Below are 21970 nucleotides of genomic sequence, written 5' to 3'. Positions count from 1 at the left end.
AGGAAACAATCATAAAATTAAATTATGTTTAAAAAGTTTATAGATAGACCAGTTTTATCAACTGTAATATCAATTATCATAGTAATACTCGGTGTGCTGGGTTTGGTAACCTTACCAGTGTCTCAGTACCCAGAAATTGCGCCGCCAACCGTACAGGTTTCAACATCTTACCAAGGTGCCAATGCCGACGTAGTAATGAACAGTGTGGTAGTGCCACTAGAAGAGCAGATAAATGGGGTAGAAGATATGACCTACATGACCTCTACAGCAAGTAACGACGGTTCTGCCTCTATTACCATTAACTTTAAATTAGGTACAAACCCAGATTTAGCGGCGGTAAACGTACAAAATAGGGTAGCAAGAGCAACAAGTTTATTGCCTGCAGAGGTTACCAGATCTGGTGTTGTTACGGCTAAGAGGCAGGCAAGTAACGTGTTAATTTTTGTTATCCATAGCGATAACCCAGAGTACGATCAGAAGTTTTTACAGAACTATGCTAACATCAATATCATCCCTCAAATTAAAAGGATTACTGGTGTGGGTGATGCAAGTTCTTTCGGACAGATGGATTATAGCATGCGTATTTGGCTAAAACCAGATGTAATGGCTACCTACGGTTTAGTACCAAATGATATCAATAGCGCTTTAGCAGAGCAAAATGTCGAAGCTGCGCCAGGTCAGTTCGGCGAGCAAGGCGATCAATCTTTCCAATACACTTTAAAATATACAGGTAGGTTAAAGAGCGAAGAAGATTTTAGCAATATTATTGTTAAAGCTGATGCAAACGGACAGGTTCTGCGTTTAAAGGACGTTGCTAGAATTGAATTAGGTGCACAAAGTTATGCAAGTACCTCTAAATTTAACGGACAGGCATCAATTGGTATCGCAATTAATCAAACTGCTGGTTCAAATGCAAAAGATGTAATTGAAGGTTCTTTAAATACGCTTGCAGAAGCATCCAAATCTTTTCCAAATGGAATTCATTATACTTCGCTAGTAAACGTTAACGATTTTTTAGATGCATCTATCGAAAAAGTATTACACACCTTAATCGAAGCATTTATTTTGGTGTTTCTTGTGGTATTTGTATTCTTACAAGATTTCCGTTCTACGTTAATTCCGGCTATTTCTGTACCGGTTGCTATTGTAGGTACGTTCTTTTTCTTATGTTTATTCGGTTTTACCATCAACTTGTTAACCTTATTTGCATTGGTACTCGCCATTGGTATTGTGGTAGATGATGCCATTGTGGTAGTAGAGGCGGTTCACGCTAAACTGGATGAAGGTTATACCGATGCCAAAAAAGCTACTGTAGATGCAATGGAGGATATTACCGGTGCGATTATTTCCATCACCTTGGTTATGGCTGCGGTATTTATTCCGGTAAGTTTTATTCAAGGTTCTTCAGGTGTATTTTATAAACAGTTCGGTTTAACATTAGCTATTTCAATTATTTTATCAGCTATTAATGCGTTAACGCTTAGTCCGGCTTTATGTGCTATTTTATTAAAACCACATAAAGATGATCATGGTAAAAAGAAAAATGTACTACAACGTTTTTATACCGGATTTAACACAGCTTTTGATGCGATAACAAGCAGGTACAAAAGATCAGTTTCTTTTTTGTCTCATGCTAAATGGATTGTTGCCCTAGCAATAGTAGTTTTTACAGGTGTTTTGGTTTGGACAATGAATACCACCCCTAAGGGTTTCGTACCTAACGAAGATTTAGGTACAATCATGTCTGATATATCCTTACCAGCTTCAACTTCGCAAGAAGAAACTGCGGTAATTATTAAAAAAATTGCCGACATCGTAAAGGAAATACCAGAGGTAAATAGTGCGTTAAGCGTTGTAGGCAGGAGTATGATTAGTGGTTCTGGTAGTTCTTACGGTATGGTTATTACCAGGTTAAAGCCTTGGAAAGAAAGAGACCGAGACGTAAAAGCTATTATTAGCGAGTTGTTTGCCAAAACAGCAGGTATAAAAGGTGCTAAAATTATCTTCTTTGCACCTCCAACTATTCAAGGTTTTGGTACAAGTGGTGGTTTCGAGTTTCAGTTGCAAGATAAAACTGGTGGCGATATTAATAAATTTAACGAGGTTGGAAATGGTTTCTTGGCAGCGTTATCGCAACGTCCCGAAATTCAGTATGCTTCAACATCTTTTAACCCTAATTTTCCTCAATTTCAAATTGAAGTTAATGTTGCTAAAATTAAACAAGCTGGTTTAACGGTTACCGATGTACTTGGCGTTTTACAAGGTTATTACGGTGGTGTTTATGCATCCAACTTTAACAAATTCGGTAAGCAGTTTAGGGTAATGTATCAGGCAGATGCCAAATATCGTGCTAACGAACAGAGTTTAAATAGCATTTATGTGCGTAACAATAAAGGCGGTATGGCACCAGTTAGCGAATTTATTAGCATGACTAAAGTGTATGGTCCGCAAGCTATTTCTCGTTTTAACCTTTATACTTCTATAGCTGTAACGGGTAGTCCGAAACCTGGATTTAGTTCTGGTGATGCGCTTAAAGCGGTACAAGAAGAAGCTGTAAAACATTTGCCAGCTGGTTACGGTTACGAATTCTCAGGTTTATCTAGGGAAGAGATGGCGGGGGGAAATCAAACTATCTTCATTTTCTTACTTTGTGTGGTATTTGTATATTTCTTACTAGCCGCACAGTACGAGAGTTATATTTTGCCTTTGGCGGTTTTAATCTCTTTACCTATCGGATTAGCAGGTGTATTTATATTCGATAAGATTTTTGGAGTTGATAATAACATTTATACCCAGATTACGCTAATTATGCTTGTAGGTTTATTGGCTAAAAATGCCATTCTAATTGTAGAATATGCGGTTGATAGAAGAAGAAAAGGTATGAGCATTGTAGATGCAGCTATTGAAGGTGCAACTGCACGTTTACGTCCAATTTTAATGACTTCGTTTGCATTTATCTTGGGTTTATTACCGCTAATGTTATCTACTGGTGTAGGTGCAGCGGGTAACAAATCAATTGGTACAGGTGCAGTTGGAGGAATGTTGATTGGTACCATTTTCGGGATTTTTGTAATTCCGGCTTTGTTTATCATCTTCCAATCTTTACAAGAAAGGGTAAGTAGTAAATCTCCTTTTAATGAAGGTGTAACAGGCGAAGAAAAACTAGCAATTGCAGAAGAAAATAAGCCTCAACATTAATTTTATAAATCATGAAACTAACATATAAGTATTCTTCTTTAATTATCGGCTTTGCCATACTAGCCTTAAGTGCTTGCGTAAGTAAAAAATACGAAAGACCAGCTGTAAAAAGCGATAATTTATATAGAGATGTAACTACTGCCGATACAACAACCATAGCAGATTTGCCTTGGAAAACCTTATTTGCAGATGCAGAATTGCAAGCTTTAATTGAGCAAGGTTTGGCAGAAAATTTAGATTTAAAGCAAGCAATTGAGCGCATAAAAATTGCAGAGGCTACTTTTAGACAAAGTAGGGCCGCTTTGTTGCCAACTGTGCAAGCTGATGTTTCTGTTACTGATGCCAAGCAAAGTAGAGCGGCATTAAACTTTCCTCCGGGAATAAATATCAATTTAGAAACGCAAACTTACCGAGCCCAGTTATCTACCAGTTGGGAAGCGGATATTTGGGGTAAATTAAGTAGTGCAAAACGCTCGGCTTTAGCTTCTTTGTTGCAAAGCGATGCCGCTAAAAGAGCAGTGCAAACACAATTAATTGCAAATATTGCCAATACTTATTACAGTTTGTTGGCTTTAGATAAACAGTTGGAAATCACGCTTAAGACTATAGAGAGCAGAAGAAACAACGTTGAGTCTATGAAAGCTTTAAAGGAAGCTGCCAGAGTAACTGGTGCTGCTGTTGTGCAAAGTGAAGCTAATTTGTATGCGGCCGAAGTTTCTTTGCCGGATTTAAAAAGAAGCATCAGGGAGACTGAAAATGCATTGAACATTCTATTGGCTAAAGAAGCTGGAAGTGTTACGCGTTCTACTTTAGACAGACAAAATGCCTATAGCAATTTAAAAACTGGTGTGTCTAGTCAGTTGTTGCAAAACCGCCCAGATGTAATTGCAGCAGAATTGGCATTAAGAGCACAGTTTGAAAACGTTAACTCGGCTAAAGCATATTTTTATCCGGCTTTAACCCTAACTGCGGGTGGCGGTTTATCAAGTTTAGATATAAAGGATTTCTTTAGTCAGAGTATTTTCTACAATTTGGTGGGTGGTTTAACCCAGCCAATTTTAGCTCGTGGCCAAAATAAGGCACGCTTAAAAACTGCAGAAGCAAATAGGCAAATTGCATTTTTAGCTTTCCAGCAAACACTTTTAACTGGCGGACAAGAAGTTTCCAATGCACTTTACGCATATCAAACTGCTGTGCAGAAAGAAGAAACCAGAGTAAAGCAAATTGCCTCGTTAACCAAAGCGGTAGATTTTACACAAGAGTTATTGCGTTTTAGCTCTGCTACAAATTATACCGATGTATTAACATCTGAGCAAAGTTTGTTAGCTGCAGAATTGAGTGGCGTTAGCGATAAACTACAGAAACTACAATCAGTAGTTAATTTATACCGTGCCCTAGGTGGCGGTTGGAAAAATTAGATTCGACTACACACAGGCTGATATAATCAAAAAAAGCTTCTCGATCGAAAGATGGAGAAGCTTTTTTGCTATTAAAGGAATCATTTAAATCTCTATTAATATTCCTCCATATCCAACAACTGTTTAATGGTAGCTTTGTAGCTCTTCCCGATGGGTAATTGTTGACCATTTTTTAAGAAAATCATATTTCCTTCTAGGTAATGCACCGCTTTTTTGTTAAGGATGAACGACTTGTGCACTCGCACAAATACATTTGTAGGCAACTGTTCTTCGAAACTGCTTAAAGTGCGTGGTGTGAGTAGGAAACCATCATCTTTCCAAACTTTTACGTAATTGCCCAAACTTTCTAAATACTTAATATCAGCATAGTTTACTAAAACATGTTTTTTATCTGCCTTAATGGCTATTTTTTCTATAGAATGCGTTTCGCTTTGCGTGGAAATTAATGGCCCGGTAGCGGGATTTTGGAGGTTGAAAATTTCTAAAGCTCTATTAACCGCCTTTAAAAAACGATCGAATCTGAAGGGTTTTAAAAGGTAATCGCAAACGGCGAGCTCGAAACTTTCCAGCGCATATTCTTCGTAAGCAGAGGTAATGATGACCAATGGTTTACGTTGTAACGTTCTTAAGAAATCGAGTCCGTTTAACTTGGGCATCCTAATGTCTAAAAAAATCAGGTCGATTTCTTGATGTGTTAAAAAGTCAAAGGCTTCCGTTGCACGATAACAATGACCAATTTTCTCAAGAAAAGGCACATCGTTAATGTACGAGGCAATAATATCGTGTGCTAAAGGTTCATCATCAATAATTAAACAGCGTAAACTCATGCCAATTCCAGTTTCAGTTCTGCTTTAAAGCTGTTAGCCTTTTTGCTTAGTTTTAAAAAATGTTTGTTTGGATAAAGCAAATCTAACCTTTTCTTTAAATTATCAATTCCAATACCTGGTTGTGTTTCTATTTCTCCTCGTTCGATTGAATTTTCGCAAATAAAATGAAGGGTTTTATCATCGCTCGTTAACGAAATTTTTAAGAAAGCTGTTTCTTCTGCTATTTCAATTCCGTGTTTAAAAGCATTTTCAATAAACACAATAAGCAATAAAGGAGCGATACTTACATTAGGATTTGATATGTTTTTTTCGAAATTTAGTTTTAATGGGTTTCGCAATCTAATTTCTTGCAGTTGAATGTAGTCTTCCAAATATTTTAATTCTTGCACTAATAAAACGTTTTTTTCCTGTCCTTTGTAAATAGTATAACGCATCAATTCTGCTAATTGCAAAATGCTTTCCGATGTTTTTTCAGACTTCTGCAAACTTAAAGCATACAAGTTATTCAGTGTATTAAAAAAGAAATGAGGGTTCATTTGCTGTTTTAACAAATCGAGTTCACTTTCAGATTTTGCCTTTTCTAGCGATAGGATTTGATGATTTTGTTTGCCCCATTGCAGTGCCAAAACTATCGGCAAGCTAATTAGCATAATCGCAACAGCGCCAAAGGCATTTTCCATGTCAAAAGGATTATCACCAAATATCGATCTGCCGAAGAATTTATTAATGGGCAGTGAAATTAACAACTGCGCTAATATTGGGTATAATAAAGCAATAGTTACCGCCAAACTCAAAATGTAAATGAGCAAGCCTTTTTCCTTTAAAATTTTAGAAACCAAAAAACGGCTATTGATAATAAACAGCAAATAGCCACACATATACATCAGTAAAAATTGGAAGAAAAAACCAACAAAAAGCCCAAAGTTTTTTCCTAATTTTTCTGGACTCAACTCGTATCCTATAAGTAAATTGCCCTTAGTATGGTAAGCCGGATTATTCAAACTTGAAACTGCCATTACAGAAATGGTTGCCGAAATAAGTACAAGAGTAATTAACACAGAATTCTCCAATCCAATCTTTTTAATCCATTTGATATTTTTTACTCGTTTTTTATAAAAATGGTTTAACGTTAGCAGAATTTCGAGTACGAGGGCAACACTTGCTATCGCAATAAATAAAGCGTCGTCAAGGTTTCCTATTTCGAAATACGAACATATAAATGTGAAGAGTGGTAGTAAAAACAAATAACAAAATAGCCAGTACAAAAGGTATCTATCTTTAGTCAGTTTGTTTTTTAAAGATGGCTTGTAATAAGAAAAAACAATTATCGGAAGCAAGCAGAGCCCAATTGATAGGATAGATGTTAAATAAGTTGCCCAAATATTTTCTGGCGTTTGTAAAACATTATATATAGCAAACCAAAGGATTAAGCCAATGTTGATTAGAAAATCCTGATGTTTTATAATGGAATTGAAATTGATTTTTCTGGCGAACATAATTTTAAATGTTTAAAGCAACAACAATTATCCTTTATCAAAAAATCTAAATGATGAAGGGAGGTTTTTTAATGATGAAGGAATACCAATCGTTCAGAACTGAATAGTTTTATCAGAAAACTGAGCATAATTGCTTTCGTCATTACTTTTGTCGCTTTCGTCATCTAAATTTAGAGCGCTAAAAAAACGAAGTTAATATTGCACCATCTTATTTTAAAAAAAATGGAAAGACTTCAAATACAGAATCTTCGTAAAAGCTATCAGAATGGTGTAAAAGCACTTGACGATGTCTCATTAAACCTATCTAACGGAATGTTCGGTTTACTTGGTCCAAATGGTGCAGGTAAATCATCATTAATGCGAACATTAGCAACGTTGCAACTGCCAGATAGTGGCAGTATTAGTTTTGACGGCGTAGACATCATCGAAAAACCTGAGGAAATGCGTAAGCAATTAGGCTATTTACCACAAGATTTTGGCGTTTACCCAAAAATATCAGCTAACGAATTGCTGAACCATATTGCCATTTTAAAAGGTCTGCAAAACAAAAGCGAGCGTGTAGAACAGGTTACATCGTTATTGCAACAAACAAATTTGTACGATGTAAGAAAACGTGCGGTAGGTTCATTTTCTGGCGGAATGCGCCAACGCTTCGGTATTGCACAAGCTTTGTTGGGCAACCCGCAGTTAATTATTGTTGATGAACCGACGGCAGGTTTAGATCCTCTGGAAAGAAATCGCTTTCACGACTTATTAAACGAAATTGGCGAGCAACGTGTGGTCATGTTATCCACGCACATTGTAGAGGATGTAAATGATCTTTGTCCGGAGATGGCTGTTTTAGCTAGTGGAAAATTGATTTTGCAGGGCAGGCCAGCAGATTTAACAGCAAAGCTGGATGGGAAAATCTGGCGCAAACAGATCGAAAAATCTGAACTAAAAAACTATACCCAGTTGTACCAAATCATCTCGACTAGGATTGTTGCAGGCAAAACTCAATTATTTGTATTGAATAATGAAAATCCAGGGAATGGTTTTGAACCATTTTATCCCGGCTTAGAAGAGGTATATTTTTCGGCTTTATTTGGAGCGCAAAATCGTAAAATGGAGGCGGGTTTATGTTAAGTGGTATGTTAAAGTTCGAGTTAAAATATCACTTTGTGCAAATTACATTTATCATAGCTGCGGTTTTATTTTTTGCGTTAGGCTGCTTTTCGGCTATGCAAGGTGGTTTTGGCGGGAGCGGCGTATACAGAAATGCACCTTACGTAATTACCAATATTGTTGCCTTATTTTCTTTGCTTACCATATTTGCTGCAACACTTTTTAGCGCCAACGTGGTACTTAGAGATTCAGTTTATAAAATGGATTCGGTACTTTACACAACCTCAGTTAACAAAAAATCTTACTTTATTGTTAGGTTTTTAGGTTTGCTGATTGCTGTTTTTGCGTTATTGGTGTTTACCACGATTGGTATTTTTTGCGCTAGCTTTTTTGTAGATGGGAGTGAGGTTGTCGATACAAAAATCATCAATTATCTGCATCCTTTAATTGTATTTGCATTACCAAATGTACTGCTGGTTTGTAGTTTGATTTTTTGTACAGCTGTTTTAACTAAAAATGTAAGGGCCATTTATGCAACCGGTGTTTTGCTCTACATTTTATACATGTCGGCATCAATTTTGGGTAACTCGCCCTTGCTGGCAAGTTCGGTTAAGGTTAGTGATTCAAGTATTTTTCCATTTTTAATTGACCCATTTGGCTTGGCTTCGTTTTTTAGTGAAACTAGAAATTGGACAGATTTACAGCGTAATCAGCAACTTTTTCCTTTTGAGAAAGTTTTTTTGATTAACCGTTTGCTTTGGTTGGGAGTAAGTATTATCGTAATTGCTATCGCATATAAATTTTTTAATTTTCGCTTGGCAAAGCAAAGTCAGGCCAAAATAAAACTGCGTAATAAAGCCTCTATTCCAATTATTCCTTTTAGGCAATTTAATGTTTTTCCTAGCGGAATTCTTTATAACGTTTCTGTCTTTAAATCGCAGTTTAAATTAGAGGTTGTTTCCCTATTTAAGCATATTCCGTTTATGGTAATGCTCTTGTTATGGGTATTTCTATTTGGTATAGAGTTAAAAGATTCCATTTTGCATGGCCCTTATGGTATTAAATACTTTCCTACTACAGGAGCGATTATAGAAGAAATGCGCTCGATGAAATTTGCGTTGATACTGTTGGTGTTCTATTCAGCCGAAATAGTTGCAAGAGAAAAAACGGCCAACATTCAATCGTTAATTTATAGTACGTCGGTTAAAAATATGGCATTATGGGGTGCAAAATGTTTAACGTTAATGGTTTTGGTAGTGGTACTCATTACAGCAAATATCGCCATTGGCATAACTGTACAGCTTTTTAATGGCTACCACAATTTCGAAATTCCCAAATATCTTTCGCTGTATTATTATAGCGCCTTGCCACTTTTTCTGTTTGTATTGCTTATCGTTTTTATTCAAAATTTAGCTTCTAATAAATATTTAGGTATGATGCTAAGCATGGTGGTGGTTTTTGCCATTTCATTTGCCTCTAAGTTAGGTGTAGAACATTATTTGTTAAGATTTGCAACGGTTCCAGAACTTCAGTTTTCTTATTTCAATAATTTCGGACATTATGCAAAAGCATTTAATTGGTACATGCTGTATTGGTTAGGTTTTACTGTTTTAATTGCAGTTTTAACCATAGGGATGTGGCAAACCAGTTTACAATTAACTTTTATAGATAGGTTGAAATTACTACCTAAAGCCCTGAGCAAATCGAAATTTATTGTTGTAATCGGCTTAGTCGTCTGGCTTTCTTGCGGTGCATTTATTTATCATCAAACGAATGTCGCCGGGAATTATATGAGCAAAAACGGGTCGCTAAACTGGGCTATTAATTATGAAAAAAAGTACAAGGCATTTCAGAAATTACCACAACCAATCATAAAGTCTGTTCGTACAACGGTCGATTTGTTTCCTAATGAAAACCGTTATATTTTGAGCGGGACATATCTGTTAAAAAACGAAAGTAACAAACCCATAAAACGAATTTGGGTTGCATTGCACAAATCCGTTAATAAGTTCACAATTGATATGCCTAACATGCTAAAAACTGAATTAGATGAAGAATTTAATCAGCAGTTTGTAGATTTAAAAGAAGCGCTTCTACCTGGAGAAGAACAGAAAATGAATTTTACGATAAATGTCAATCGATCTGGTTTTACCACTTTTGATAGCGAAAATTCGGTCGTTTCAAATGGCTCTTACATAGAGTTAGAGAAATTTGTTCCACATTTTGGTTATAATCCATATTTAGAAATTGATGATGCAGGATTGCGTAAGAAGAAAGGTTTGCCAGTTTATCAGATCTCTAATTCTGGCGATAGAAATTATCATTTAATAGATTTTGAAAGTACAATTTCTACAGAAGCTGATCAGCAAGTGGTTACAGTTGGTGCCTTGAAAAAATCATGGACAGCGAACGGAAGAAGTTATTTTCATTATAAAACTGAAGCTCCTATTAATTTTATGTTCGCTTTAAGTTCAGCAAAATATCAAATAAAAAGCCAAAATTACAAGGGAGTAGAGTTAAAGGTCTACTATCATTTAGGTCATGAATACAATGTAAATACGATGTTTAGCGCTATTAAAGATGGTTTGGACTATGGGAATGCTAATTTCGGAAAGTATCCCTTAACACAACTGTCGTTAGTTGAAATACCTCATTATAAAGGCGCAGCTACGGCTTATCCGGGTGTGGTGTTTAACGCAGAGCGAATAAATTATCTTACCAATTACAGCGATAGCAATTTGGTAAATCAGAGTTACGCTATTACTGCTCATGAGGTAGCGCACCAGTGGTGGGCAAATATTTTGTCGCCAGCCGATGGACCGGGCTATGCCATGCTGACCGAATCTTTAGCTAAATATACTGAGGCTGTGCTTTTAGAAAAGAAAATTGGCAAAATGCAACTTCGCAATTATTTGGCAGATGATAATCGGCTTTACTTCGTTTATAAAAAACCAAACGAAGAAGAATTTCCCTTGATTAAAACTTACGGGCAAAACCATGTGCATTACCAAAAGGGTGGTTTGGTAATGTATGCTACAAAAGAACTTTTGGGCGAGCAAATTTTTAACAAAACACTGAAAGATTTGGTAATCAAACATGCGTATCCAAACCAGAAGGTAAAAGCTACAGATTTGTTGGAAGCTTTGATAGCTGTTTCAACTAAAGAACATCATAAATTTATTAACGAGAGTTTTAACCAGGTTGTTGATTATGAAATGGGACTGAAAATTCTATCGTGTAAACCATTGTCTAACGGAAAGTTCAGTGTTGATTTACAGGTAAACATTGGTAAGCATAAACAAGCAGATGCAAAATTATTAGCGCCAGATATGTATGTTGATTTGGCTTTCTTTAATCAGCCGCAATTAGATTTGGATAGAAAAGCTAAGCCTTTTTACATCAAAAAATATCGTTTTAAAAAATTAGTAACTAAGCTAAATATTGTAACAGATCAACAGCCAAAAACGATTGCCATAGATCCTTATGCCTATTTGTTGGATGCAAATTTGAAAGACAATTTTCAGGAACTGAAATAAGAATAATAAGTTGTGTAGAAGCTTTATAGGTTTAAAGTAGTTCTATGAATACCAGATGGGCTTGCTGATGCAATGGATTTCGTTTTATGATTATAACACAAGGTCCAGAAATTTTCATCAGCAATCCCTTCATTAAAGTTTTTCCAGGTTGCGCCCGCATCTTTAGAAATAAATAAGCCTTTACCCAACGTTGAGCATACAAGATTTTTATCGTCTATAGCAATTGTTGAGGTAGCGGTAACGTACTCTTTCTCAGTTTTTAAACCTTTGTTTATTGGCGTCCAACTAAGTCCATCATCAACAGATTTGTAAATTCCTTTGGCATAAGTTGCTATATAAATTGCTTTGTCGGTTGTTGCGAAATCCCATACTTCTAATGAATCTATAGCTTTAATTGCTGTAAAAGATTTGCCGTTGTCTACCGATCTAAAAGTTTTTGCACTTTCCAGTATTCCGCTTAAAAATAATGTTCCTTTGTTGCTTAAACCAGCGGTACGCATATATGCGTTTTCAAAACCTTTTAGGTTATACTTTGTCCATGTTAAACCTTGATCGGTAGAATGCCAAGCTCCGTTTCCTGCTATGCCAGCTACAATCAGTTTTTCGGTTAAAACTTTAAATAAAGCATAATCTCCTGTTATGGTTTTTACCAATTGCCATTTAATTTTTTGTTTATCTGAGCGTAGGATTTGGTTGTTTTCAAAAACCAGTAATCTATCATCTGCCGTTATAGCCAAATCTATACTGTTGCTTTTTTTTATCAGTTCCCATTCATACTTTTTTTTATTGAATTGCCAAATTCCGTTTCCGGCAACGAACAATTCTTTTCCATTTCCAGTTATCCTAAATGTTTCCCAGTTAGTTATTCCTCTGCCTATTTGCGTAAAATTTTTAAAAGGCATAGCCGATGCAAAAAGTGCTTCGCTGTTTGTTCCTATCAGGATTTTGCCATTTTCAGTTTGTTTTATGAACCTGCAAAAAGAATTTTCTAAAGCATATTTAAACCAGTTTTTGCCACTATCTATAGATTTATATAATCCCACATATCCATTCTTTTGCTCAAAACCTGCAGATGCGATAAGTTCATTATTAACAAAACATAAACCGCTGATAGGAGAGCTTAGATCGATTCCGCTGTCAGTTTTTGCCCAGGTTTTACCTTCGTCCGTTGATTTATATACGCCACCTCTTATTTTGCCAGCTTCTTCCTGGCGATTACCAAGAGATGCAAAAAGTATATCGTTAATTGAAGTTATGGCAGATATTGGTAAAGTTTCCGGCAAACCTTTTCCGCCTATTTGCCAGGTTTTGCCGTCATCCTTTGATAAATAAGTTTTGTTAATGCTTGATGCGATAAGGGTACCTTTTTCAGTTATACATAAATTAATAATATCAGCATCCGTTAAGTTAGTTTGTTCCCAAGAAATGCCGTCATCGTTGGAAACAAAAATGCCAGTTTTGGTTTTGGGTGCATCTTCGCTCGCAAAAGATGCCGAAAGGAATAACTTCCCCTGCTTGTTTTGTACAATTGAATACAGGTAAACATTTTTTGCAAAACCTATTCTATTCCAGCTATTTCCGTTATCTACTGATTGGTATAAACCAGATCGGTAAACACCAGCTAATATTGATCCGGATGCAGTTACGAAAATATTGTCGACAACCTTTCCTTTTAAACCACTTTCTTGCCAATTATTACCACTATCTGATGATCTGTAGATTCCTGACGATGTACCAACGTACCATATATTTTCCTTGTCGGCAAAGCTTCTGATGGAAGATGCAAAGGGAGCGGGCATTTTCTCCCATCTTGTTTCGTTTTTACACCCTAATTGAAGCACAATAATTAAAAGAACTGCAAATAGCTTGACTTTAAATGCTTTAATTTTTTTTATTTTCTCAGACGGGAAAGGTTTTGGAAACGTAGCTGTTTTCATATCTATTTTGAAAATAGCTGATATAATTTTTAATCATTATAATATTAACAAAGTTTAACATCGAAAAATTGGTAGCTGTCATTTACTTAAAATTCCTGCCATCATGAAAAACCTTTTCATCCATAGTTGGTGGAATGTTACGGGCTTTAACGCCATTAAGTTGTTGCAGTAATTTATTGTAGTTGTAGCAGCGTTCTACTACAACATGTACCACCTTACCTTCGCGTTGCACTTTACCTTCGGCCATTAACAATTTTGAGCCTAAAATTTCCTTCCGGTATTTCTTAAACAGAGTTCCGTAAACCACTAAATTGGTTATGCCAGTTTCGTCTTCGAGTGTAATAAAACATACGCCACTTGCTGTTCCGGGCCTTTGTCTTACTAAAATCAATCCAGCTACTTTTATGCTTTCGCCATTTTTGGCCTCGTTAACTTGTTGGTTGCTAGTAATCTTTAACAGATTGAGTTCTGCTCTAACAAAACTTACCGGATGGGCTTTTAAGGATAAGCCAACATTGGCGTAATCTTGTAAAACATGTGCCGAAGTTGGCAAAAATGGTAAGGAGATTTGAGCCTCATGTGCACTGTTGTCGGCTACTTTATCTTTAAACAGTGCAATTGGCCTATCGTTAAGAGCGCTGGCTTGCCATAAAGCTTCTCGTCTGTCCATGCCCATCGATCTAAAAGCATCAGCATCTGCTAATTTTTCTATGGTTGATTGTTGTATTCCGGCATCACGTAGTTGCGTTAGGCTGGTAAATGTTGGCTTTCTATAGTTTACCAATTTGTTTATGTCTTCCTGTACTAAACCTTTTGCTTGCCTAAAACCCAATCTAATTGTGTAATACTTGCCTTTTTTGCCTTCAAAAACATTATCCCACATAGAATGATTTACATCTATAGGCAGCACCTCTACACCATGTTTTTGCGCATCTATAACAATTTGTGCAGGTTGGTAAAATCCCATGGGCAAACTGTTTAAAAGTGCTGTGGCAAAAATATCGGGGTGAAAACACTTTAGCCAGCTTGATACATAAACCAATAAGGCAAAACTTGCAGCATGGCTTTCTGGGAAACCATAACTTCCAAAACCTTCTAGTTGCCTAAAGATTTGTCGAGCAAAACCTTCATCGTAACCTTTTGCTAGCATGCCATCAATCAGTTTTCTTTCGTATTCGCTTACCTTTCCTTTAGCTTTAAAACTGGCCATACTTCGTCGTAAACCATCTGCATCTGCATCTGTAAAACCTGCTGCAACGATAGCAACTTCCATCGCTTGCTCTTGAAATAGTGGTACACCTTTAGTTTTTTCTAAAATTTGTTCTAATTCTTTAGAAGGATAAACTACATTTTCCTTTTCTTCGCGTCGCCTTAAATAAGGATGAACCATATTTCCTTGTATTGGCCCGGGACGAACTATAGCTACTTCAATTACCAAATCGTAAAATTTTCGGGGTTTTAATCGCGGTAGCATAGACATTTGCGCTCGGCTTTCTATCTGGAAAACACCTAAAGTATCAGCCTCGCAAATCATATCGTAAACTTCATCTTTTTGAGGGATATTATCCAAGGTTAAATCAAGCTGATAATGTTCTTTGGCCAAATTAAAGGCCTTTTTAATGCAAGTCAGCATGCCCAAAGCCAATACATCTACCTTCATAAAACCTAAAGCTTCAATATCGTCTTTGTTCCATTCTATACAAGTACGGTTTTCCATTCTGGCGTTTAGTGTAGGGCAGAGGTCTGATAGTTTGCCCTGGGTAATTACAAAACCACCCGTATGTTGCCCCAATTGCCTCGGGAAACCCACCATTTGCGCCGTTAAATTTAAAGTTTGCCTTAGCAAAGGGTTGTCTGGATTTAAGCCATTGGCTATTAATCTTTCTCTATCAAAACCTTCTTCAAAATAATGTCCAACTGTATTCGATAATAGATTGATGGTGTCTACAGATAAACCCATTGCTTTGCCTACATCTCTAACCGCACCCTTGCTGTGCAATTGCGTAACGGTAGCCACAATGGCAGCACGGTCTCTGCCATATTTGCTAAAAATGTATTGCATTACTTCCTCTCTGCGCTCATGCTCAAAGTCTACATCAATATCTGGCGGTTCGTTTCTGGCATCAGACATAAATCGGGCAAAAAGGAGCTTAAATTTGGTCGGATCTACAGAGGTAATGCCTAAGCAAAAGCAAATTACAGAGTTGGCTGCCGAACCTCGCCCTTGGCAAAGTATATCTTTACTGCGGGCAAAACGTACAAAATCATGCACCGTTAAAAAGTAGGATGCATAATTTTTTCTCTCCACAAAATCAAGCTCGTAATTAAGTGTGTAAATTATTTTGCTTGGAACAGGTTCGCCAAATTTTTTTCTTGCGCCTTCCCACGCTAAATGTTTAAGCTCTTCTTGTGGCGTTCTGCCATCGGTAGTAAGCTCATCTGGGTAAACATATTCCAGCTCATCTAAAGAAAAAGTGCAAGCATTAGCAATGTTTATGGCCTCTTCAATGGCCTCTGGATATTGCATAAAAAGCCTATGCATCTCTTCGCCGGTTTTTAAATGTCGTTCGGCATTTTCGTGCAACCTAAAACCAGCATTATGTATCGTGCATTTTTCTCTTACACATGTTAGCACATCTTGTAATTGTCTGCGTTGGCTTTCGTGGTAATGCACATCATTGGTGGCAACTAGTTTAATATCAAGCTGTTTAGCTAATTGAGCCAATCGATACATTTTTTTCTGATCTGCACCGGTGTAACTTTTACAAATGGCTAAATACAATTGTTTGCCAAGCTGTTTTTTGTATGTTTTTAAGTAAGTTTTAAACTCGTCATCAAAGTGGTAGTTTTCATTTAATTGGCTTGGCGCTATCGCGATAAAAATTAAATCGGTTTTATGCTCCCAAACATCTTGTTGGTTAATGTGGCATTGCCCTTTTTCTGCCCTGCTGTTTCCTAAACTAAGCAAAGCTGATAAATTGCAGTAGCCGTTTTTATTAATCGGATAAGCCAATAGGGATGGGCCATCTAATAAATCTAACCTACAAGCCGGAATAAATTTGATATGATGTTTTTTTGCTTCGGCATGCGCACGAACAATTCCAGCTAGCGTATTCCTATCTGTAACCGCAATTTTATGATAACCCAATAAAGCGGCTTGCTTCATAAGCTCTTCTGGGTGCGATGCGCCACGTAAAAAACTAAAGTTGCTGGTAGTCTGTAATTCTGCGTATAACATTTATTTAAGCAAAAAATCCATGAATAAACCATTTGGTGCTACTTTTTTCGCTGTAATGCCCCAGTCTAAACAGCCAATAACGTTTGCCATTTTCATCCTCTACATAATAATAATCCCTGTGCTCGCCACTTTCCAGCCACCATTCGCGTTCAATTCTCTCTGGTCCGTCAGCCTTCGCAATGCGATGATTTTCTCCCTTGTAAATAAAGTTCATGGGCGGATAATCTGGTATGGGTGCAGAAACCATAATAGGCTCTGGCTGATTTAACAAAACCGTTGGCCGAGGTTTACAAATAGGCCACTCGTTTTCAGGTAGTAGGTTAAGATCGGCAATGGCTTTAATACTGTTTTCTGGCCAATGGTGCTGTTGTGGAAGATACCTTCTAATTGCATTTTTTCCGGCTCTAATGCTGATGAAATCCAATAGTTCATTAATTTCACTTAAGCTCGATTCTCCTTGCTCTTGCCAAATAACTTTTTGCTCTTGCATTAGTTCCTCCACATTGTCTGCCTCTAAAACAAAAAGTTCAATACCTAAACCAGGCTTTATTTGGTTTATTTTTAGCTCGAATAATCTAAAAAGATGTTTGATGTTGATACTAGCCTGATTAGTACCTATGCTAATCTGTTGTAGTTTCCCATCAACCCTATAACACTTTAAAGTTGCGCTTCTAATACCTAAATCTTCTTTTTTTAATCGTAAGCACAAATGTTCTAGCAAATTTTCAATAGCAATTTCTACGCCCTTATTAGTGCTAATAGGCTCCAAGCTGGGCAGTCTTTGTTGGTAAGGATTTATTTCGTCAATCGTAATAAAGCTTTCGGGTTGGGTACCCATAGCTTGATTAATTTTTTTAACAATTTCATCTCCAAAACGCCTACGCAAGGTGCTGGGTGCAATATTAATAAAGCTATTTATGGTATGAAATCCTAGTTTGCCTAATCTTTGCACTATAACCTCACTTAACCTCAAAGCCTTTGGTGGCAATGATAGTATAGCCTGCATTTGTTTAGTTGGTGCTATTATCTGTTCCTTTCCGTAATGCGTAACAGCCCAAGCGGTAGTCATGGTGTCTGCTATACATACTTTAGCCTCGTAGCCCATTTCTTTAAAATGGAATATGGTATCCTTTACATAGTGATATTCATCATTCCACAAATGTGTACAGCCAACAATGTTTAAAAATAAGCCTTGTGCCTCATCTATACTTACCTGCGGAGAATATTTTATACAGCGTTGGGCTAGTTCGTTTAAGAGTTTGTGCTGTGTTTGAGGATTGTGCTTAAAAGTCTGCAAATCTGGTAATATAATACGTGCATCGGCCATTAACATACCTACATGTAAACCGTGTTGGCGTGCAAGGGGGTTAACATGTACAATAATTTGCCTATTGCGCTCTTGAGTAATTACTGCAAAAGGAATATGCTTTAATTCCTGATTGCGAATAACCATCCAATCGGTAATTAGGTAAGGAAACCATATTGCTAAAAATCTTTTCCCCATTATCCTACCACCTTAAGTATAGTTGTTTCTATTTTAGCAGGTTCTGTATTAATAAACTGCCCGTTTAACCATCCTACATTAAAACTTTTCGGATTGCCGTTTCTGATTTTCAGTAAATCTATTTTCCAACTCGGAAATCCTATTCCCGGCATGTCAACATCATTATTATAACTTTTTATTGCGCTAATTTGCCAGCGAACTGCACAAGTAGTAGAATTGATGTTATTGTTGGTACGCAGAATATAAGCAGTTACTTTGCTTTTTTCTATGGTTAGTTGTAATCGTTGAGATTGTGCAAAACTGATACTGTCCAATTCGCTGATTACGGCCTGTATACTTTTACATTTTAAAGCTTCTTCTGTAGCCCAGAGGATATCTTTTTGTTTGGCAAGATTGATGAAAATAATTTGATGTGGCTCAATTCCAAACAGTTTTAGTCCTGCTGGAAATATTTTTTTTTGGTTTCCTATCCATATATAAAAGCTGTTTTTAGCATTTGTTTTAGATAATAAACCACTAATAAACGCTGTGGTGCAAGCTAGGTTTTCGGTCTCCTCGCTTAAAAACTCGTGTATCACGCCAGTAGGAAAAACCTGATTTGGGAAGTAAGCATCTAAAAAGTTTAGATCAGCTTTTTTTGAACTCTTATCGGGGATTTGTTTATGTCCTTCTAAAGCATTAATCTGTTGCCTTAGTTGCTCAATAATATTTTCACGAAAGATCTTTTGCATAACTAAAACTAAATTAATTAGCAATATTACTAAATAAATTAGCTTTTTGTTTTAAATTTTTTCAACAGTTTTTGAAGAGGCGAAGTATTGACAAGTAATTTTTATATAATTTCTAATCTGCTTTTAATATAGAAGTCAGTTGTTTGTAAAATGCATTTAAATTGCATTCCGATAGGTTTTTAGGCGCTGTTAGTTAGATTCTCTAAACTATATTTGCAATTGGATGATTGCGTTTTTTAGAATTAGATTTGTGGTTGGCTTACTTGGCACGGTATTGTTTTTAGGCTTCGGCATAAAGGCAAGCGTAGAAATAAGTGGTAAGTTTTCATGTTTTTTCCAATGCTTGGAAGACGACCAGCAAATGGAAAAAGAAAAAAACGACAGCGACGAAAAAAAAAATAGAAAAGCAAAGAAAAACTGGGACGTTCAAGCGATGGAAATTCCCTCAACTGCTTCTAAATATACAATAGCTTGGGGTGCTGCAGAGCGAGCTTACCTAATGGCAGCTTTGTTAGAACCGCTGATAGCTATCCCAATTCAGCCTCCAAAAATTTCTTAGCACGTTATTTGCTTACGCAAACCAAAATTACGTTTATTTACATTTATTAACTTCTTAATATCTAATCGTGGGTAATAATCATGATATGCCGGCTTTAAGGCCGTGGCAACGTTTGGTAGGTATTCTACATTACGAACGATCTTCTATTAATTATATTCTATTTTATGCAATACTTATCGGATTGCTTGGACTTACTTTGCCATTAGGCGTTACGGCCATTTTTAATCTATTAAGCAATGGTGCCATGTACAGTTCTACTTATATACTTATTGCGGTGGTGCTAATTGGTATCTTAATTGGTGGCCTTTTGCTAATTGGGCAACTTACTTTGGTAGAGTTGGTAGAGCAAAAAATATTTGCTCGTACATCGCTAGAATTTGCTTACCGTTTACCACGCATTAAAAAATCAGAACTTACTGGAGAGCATCCGCCAGAGTTGGTAAATAGATTTTTTGATATCCTTACTATACAAAAGGGATTAACCAAGTTGGTGGTAGAGATTGTTTCGGCAGCGGTACTTATCTTCTTTAGCGCCATTTTACTTTCATTTTACCATCCGGTTTATATTGTATTTGGTGTTTTTATAGCGTTAGTATTGGTTATAGTTGTTGCACTCTACTATAAAGATGCGGTAACTACGAGCATAGAAGAATCCAACCAGAAATATCAGGTAGTGGCTTACTTAGAAACATTGGCAGATAATTTAGAAGTATATCGTGGAGATAAATCTAAAATGAAGGAAGCAATGGAAACGACTGATGAGATTACTTCTAAATATCTTAAAGCGAGAACTAGCCATTTTAAAGTACTACGTAAATTTTTTGCCAGCTCAGTAATTATTCGTGCTATTTTAATGGGTGCGTTGCTTTTAATGGGTGCTTATTTTGTAATAGAAAGACAGATGACCTTTGGGCAGTTTGTGGCTGCCGAAGTTATTGTGGTACAGATTAGTTATGCAGTAGAAAAATTGCTAACTAATATGAATACGATTTTTGATATGGTTACCAGTGCCGAGAAACTGGCGGTGGTAACCGATATGGAACTAAACGAAGAGGAGGAGGCAAGTTATGGCTAAACATAATGCTATCAACCATAAAAAAAACTGGGAAAACTTAGGAGAAAAAACCGGTAGTTCTTTATTGCGTGTGCGTAAAATTTTAATGATTGAGCGTATTGTGCTCATTGTTTTTCTTTTATCATTAGGTGTACTATTTCTCCCTTGGAAACAAACTATACCAGGTAGGGGGAAGGTAACGGCGCTACGGCCTCAAGACCGACCACAAACTATACAGAATCAAATAGGTGGAAGAATAGAGGGATGGTTTGTAAGCGAAGGTCAAGAGGTTAAAAAAGGAGATACTATCCTATTGATATCCGAAACCAGCCAATCTTATTTTGATCCACAACTTTCTGAGCGTTTGCAAGAACAGCTTGAAGCAAAACGTGGAAGTGAGCAAGCAGCTGCGCAAAAGATGACCGCAACCCAGGCACAAATTGGGGCATTAAATCGCGGTTTGCAATTTCAATTGATTTCGGCCGAAAATAAGGTGCAACAAAGCATAAACTATGTGCAAAGCGATAGCGCAGATTTAGTAGCCGTAAAACAGCTTTTTCGCGTTAGCCAAGCTCGGCTAGAGCGTTACGAGCAGGGTTTTAAAGATGGTCTTTTTTCGCTAACGGATATTGAAACCCGAAGGCTGAATGTACAGAACGATCAGGCTAAATTGATTGCGCAAGAAAATAAACTGAACAGTTCTAAACAAGGCTTGCTTAATGCTCGTATCGAATTGGATAATATTCGTGCTAAATACCAGGAGTCGTTGGCAAAGGCGCAATCTGATATGGGATCTGCCTTATCTGGTAAAGCAAGTGCACAGGGTGATATCGCGAAGCTTAGAAACGAGATTGCAAATGTTGGTTTTAGGCAGGGGCTTTATGCGGTAAGGGCGCCACAAGATGGTTATATTATTAAAACCTTAAAAGCAGGTTTGGGCGAAAATATTAAAGATGGAGAGTCTATAGCAACTTTGCAACCCAAAAACCCTTTGGTTGCAGCAGAAATTTATGTAGATGCCATGGATGTGCCACTGATAGAAAATAATAAAAATGTGCGTGTACAGTTCGAAGGTTGGCCTTCGGTACAGTTTTCTGGTTGGCCTTCGGTGGCTGTTGGAACTTTTGCCGGCCAAGTCTTTTCTACAGACAGGGCCGCTAGTGCAGATGGTAAATACAGGGTTTTAGTAAGGCAAATGACCCCAGTACCAGCAAATGACGAACCTTGGCCTACGCAACTGCGACAAGGGTCGGGTGTGTTCGGCAGGGTTATCCTTAATTCGGTTCCGGTATGGTATGAGATTTGGCGTCAGTTAAATGGTTTTCCTCCTAGTTTAGAAAGAGAGCCAAAAGAAGAAAAGAATTAATA

General features: G+C 36.9%; 13 protein-coding genes. 7 read left to right on the top strand and 6 right to left on the bottom strand.

Annotated elements, in window-relative coordinates:
* The first annotated feature begins 24 nt into the window (after positions 1–24).
* Together DUT69_RS12940 and DUT69_RS12935 are read left to right on the top strand one after the other, a co-directional pair.
* Positions 25–3198, top strand: coding sequence for an efflux RND transporter permease subunit (locus tag DUT69_RS12940; protein ID WP_113653670.1), 3174 nt, complete (start codon positions 25–27; stop codon positions 3196–3198).
* Positions 3199–3209: 11 nt separating this feature from the next.
* The gene (locus tag DUT69_RS12935) at positions 3210–4616 is read left to right on the top strand and encodes an efflux transporter outer membrane subunit (RefSeq protein ID WP_113653669.1); all 1407 of its coding nucleotides are present in this window, start codon (positions 3210–3212) and stop codon (positions 4614–4616) included.
* Positions 4617–4711: 95 nt separating this feature from the next.
* Here the strand turns inward: DUT69_RS12935 and DUT69_RS12930 are convergent, their stop codons facing one another.
* Positions 4712–5443 (bottom strand): LytR/AlgR family response regulator transcription factor, encoded by a 732-nt coding sequence (locus tag DUT69_RS12930; RefSeq protein WP_113653668.1) that lies wholly within the window; start codon positions 5441–5443, stop codon positions 4712–4714.
* Entirely contained in the window at positions 5440–6939 is a 1500-nt protein-coding gene (locus DUT69_RS12925; protein WP_113653667.1) for a sensor histidine kinase, read from the bottom strand. The genes DUT69_RS12930 and DUT69_RS12925 overlap by 4 nt, the downstream gene beginning before the upstream one ends.
* A gap of 222 nt (positions 6940–7161) precedes the next feature.
* On the opposite strand from DUT69_RS12925, the gene DUT69_RS12920 reads away from it, so the two are divergent.
* Positions 7162–8064, top strand: a complete 903-nt coding sequence (locus DUT69_RS12920; RefSeq protein ID WP_113653666.1) for an ABC transporter ATP-binding protein — start codon at positions 7162–7164, stop codon at positions 8062–8064.
* 5 nt (positions 8065–8069) lie between these two features.
* The gene (locus DUT69_RS12915) at positions 8070–11579 is read left to right on the top strand and encodes an ABC transporter permease/M1 family aminopeptidase (RefSeq protein WP_162796310.1); all 3510 of its coding nucleotides are present in this window, start codon (positions 8070–8072) and stop codon (positions 11577–11579) included.
* Positions 11580–11602: 23 nt separating this feature from the next.
* Here the strand turns inward: DUT69_RS12915 and DUT69_RS12910 are convergent, their stop codons facing one another.
* The 4 genes from DUT69_RS12910 to DUT69_RS12895 all read right to left on the bottom strand — a co-directional run bounded on the left by DUT69_RS12910 (position 11603) and on the right by DUT69_RS12895 (position 18989).
* Positions 11603–13516 carry a WD40/YVTN/BNR-like repeat-containing protein gene (locus tag DUT69_RS12910; protein ID WP_113653664.1) on the bottom strand — a complete coding sequence of 638 codons (1914 nt, stop codon included), beginning with the start codon at positions 13514–13516 and terminating at the stop codon, positions 11603–11605.
* A gap of 82 nt (positions 13517–13598) precedes the next feature.
* Complete coding sequence (locus DUT69_RS12905) at positions 13599–16754, bottom strand: error-prone DNA polymerase (protein WP_113653663.1); 3156 nt, start codon at positions 16752–16754, stop codon at positions 13599–13601.
* A gap of 4 nt (positions 16755–16758) precedes the next feature.
* Complete coding sequence (locus tag DUT69_RS12900; protein WP_113653662.1) at positions 16759–18258, bottom strand: Y-family DNA polymerase; 1500 nt, start codon at positions 18256–18258, stop codon at positions 16759–16761.
* Positions 18258–18989 (bottom strand): ImuA family protein, encoded by a 732-nt coding sequence (locus tag DUT69_RS12895; protein WP_113653661.1) that lies wholly within the window; start codon positions 18987–18989, stop codon positions 18258–18260. The genes DUT69_RS12900 and DUT69_RS12895 overlap by 1 nt, the downstream gene beginning before the upstream one ends.
* A gap of 223 nt (positions 18990–19212) precedes the next feature.
* Between DUT69_RS12895 and DUT69_RS12890 the strand changes: the two genes are divergently transcribed.
* The 3 genes from DUT69_RS12890 to DUT69_RS12880 all read left to right on the top strand — a co-directional run bounded on the left by DUT69_RS12890 (position 19213) and on the right by DUT69_RS12880 (position 21968).
* Positions 19213–19548 carry a hypothetical protein gene (locus DUT69_RS12890; RefSeq protein WP_113653660.1) on the top strand — a complete coding sequence of 112 codons (336 nt, stop codon included), beginning with the start codon at positions 19213–19215 and terminating at the stop codon, positions 19546–19548.
* A 67-nt stretch (positions 19549–19615) separates the two neighbouring features.
* Positions 19616–20623 (top strand): ABC transporter transmembrane domain-containing protein, encoded by a 1008-nt coding sequence (locus DUT69_RS12885; RefSeq protein ID WP_113653659.1) that lies wholly within the window; start codon positions 19616–19618, stop codon positions 20621–20623.
* Positions 20616–21968 (top strand): HlyD family secretion protein, encoded by a 1353-nt coding sequence (locus DUT69_RS12880; RefSeq protein WP_113653658.1) that lies wholly within the window; start codon positions 20616–20618, stop codon positions 21966–21968. Before DUT69_RS12885 ends, DUT69_RS12880 begins: the two co-directional genes overlap by 8 nt.
* The last annotated feature ends 2 nt before the right edge of the window (positions 21969–21970 follow it).

This window comes from Pedobacter namyangjuensis (assembly GCF_003313325.1).
Taxonomy (GTDB): Bacteria; Bacteroidota; Bacteroidia; order Sphingobacteriales; family Sphingobacteriaceae; genus Pedobacter; species Pedobacter namyangjuensis.
This window is presented reverse-complemented; position numbering and strand designations above follow the sequence as displayed.

Bases quoted from the DNA above. Each gene is read 5' to 3' on its own strand.
- DUT69_RS12905 (WP_113653663.1), bottom strand. From the start codon at position 16,754: ATGTTATACGCAGAATTACAGACTACCAGCAACTTTAGTTTTTTACGT.
- DUT69_RS12915 (WP_162796310.1), top strand. From the start codon at position 8,070: ATGTTAAAGTTCGAGTTAAAATATCACTTTGTGCAAATTACATTTATC.
- DUT69_RS12890 (WP_113653660.1), top strand. From the start codon at position 19,213: ATGATTGCGTTTTTTAGAATTAGATTTGTGGTTGGCTTACTTGGCACG.
- DUT69_RS12880 (WP_113653658.1), top strand. From the start codon at position 20,616: ATGGCTAAACATAATGCTATCAACCATAAAAAAAACTGGGAAAACTTA.
- DUT69_RS12940 (WP_113653670.1), top strand. From the start codon at position 25: ATGTTTAAAAAGTTTATAGATAGACCAGTTTTATCAACTGTAATATCA.
- DUT69_RS12900 (WP_113653662.1), bottom strand. From the start codon at position 18,258: ATGGGGAAAAGATTTTTAGCAATATGGTTTCCTTACCTAATTACCGAT.
- DUT69_RS12930 (WP_113653668.1), bottom strand. From the start codon at position 5,443: ATGAGTTTACGCTGTTTAATTATTGATGATGAACCTTTAGCACACGAT.
- DUT69_RS12920 (WP_113653666.1), top strand. From the start codon at position 7,162: ATGGAAAGACTTCAAATACAGAATCTTCGTAAAAGCTATCAGAATGGT.
- DUT69_RS12910 (WP_113653664.1), bottom strand. From the start codon at position 13,516: ATGAAAACAGCTACGTTTCCAAAACCTTTCCCGTCTGAGAAAATAAAA.
- DUT69_RS12895 (WP_113653661.1), bottom strand. From the start codon at position 18,989: ATGCAAAAGATCTTTCGTGAAAATATTATTGAGCAACTAAGGCAACAG.
- DUT69_RS12925 (WP_113653667.1), bottom strand. From the start codon at position 6,939: ATGTTCGCCAGAAAAATCAATTTCAATTCCATTATAAAACATCAGGAT.
- DUT69_RS12935 (WP_113653669.1), top strand. From the start codon at position 3,210: ATGAAACTAACATATAAGTATTCTTCTTTAATTATCGGCTTTGCCATA.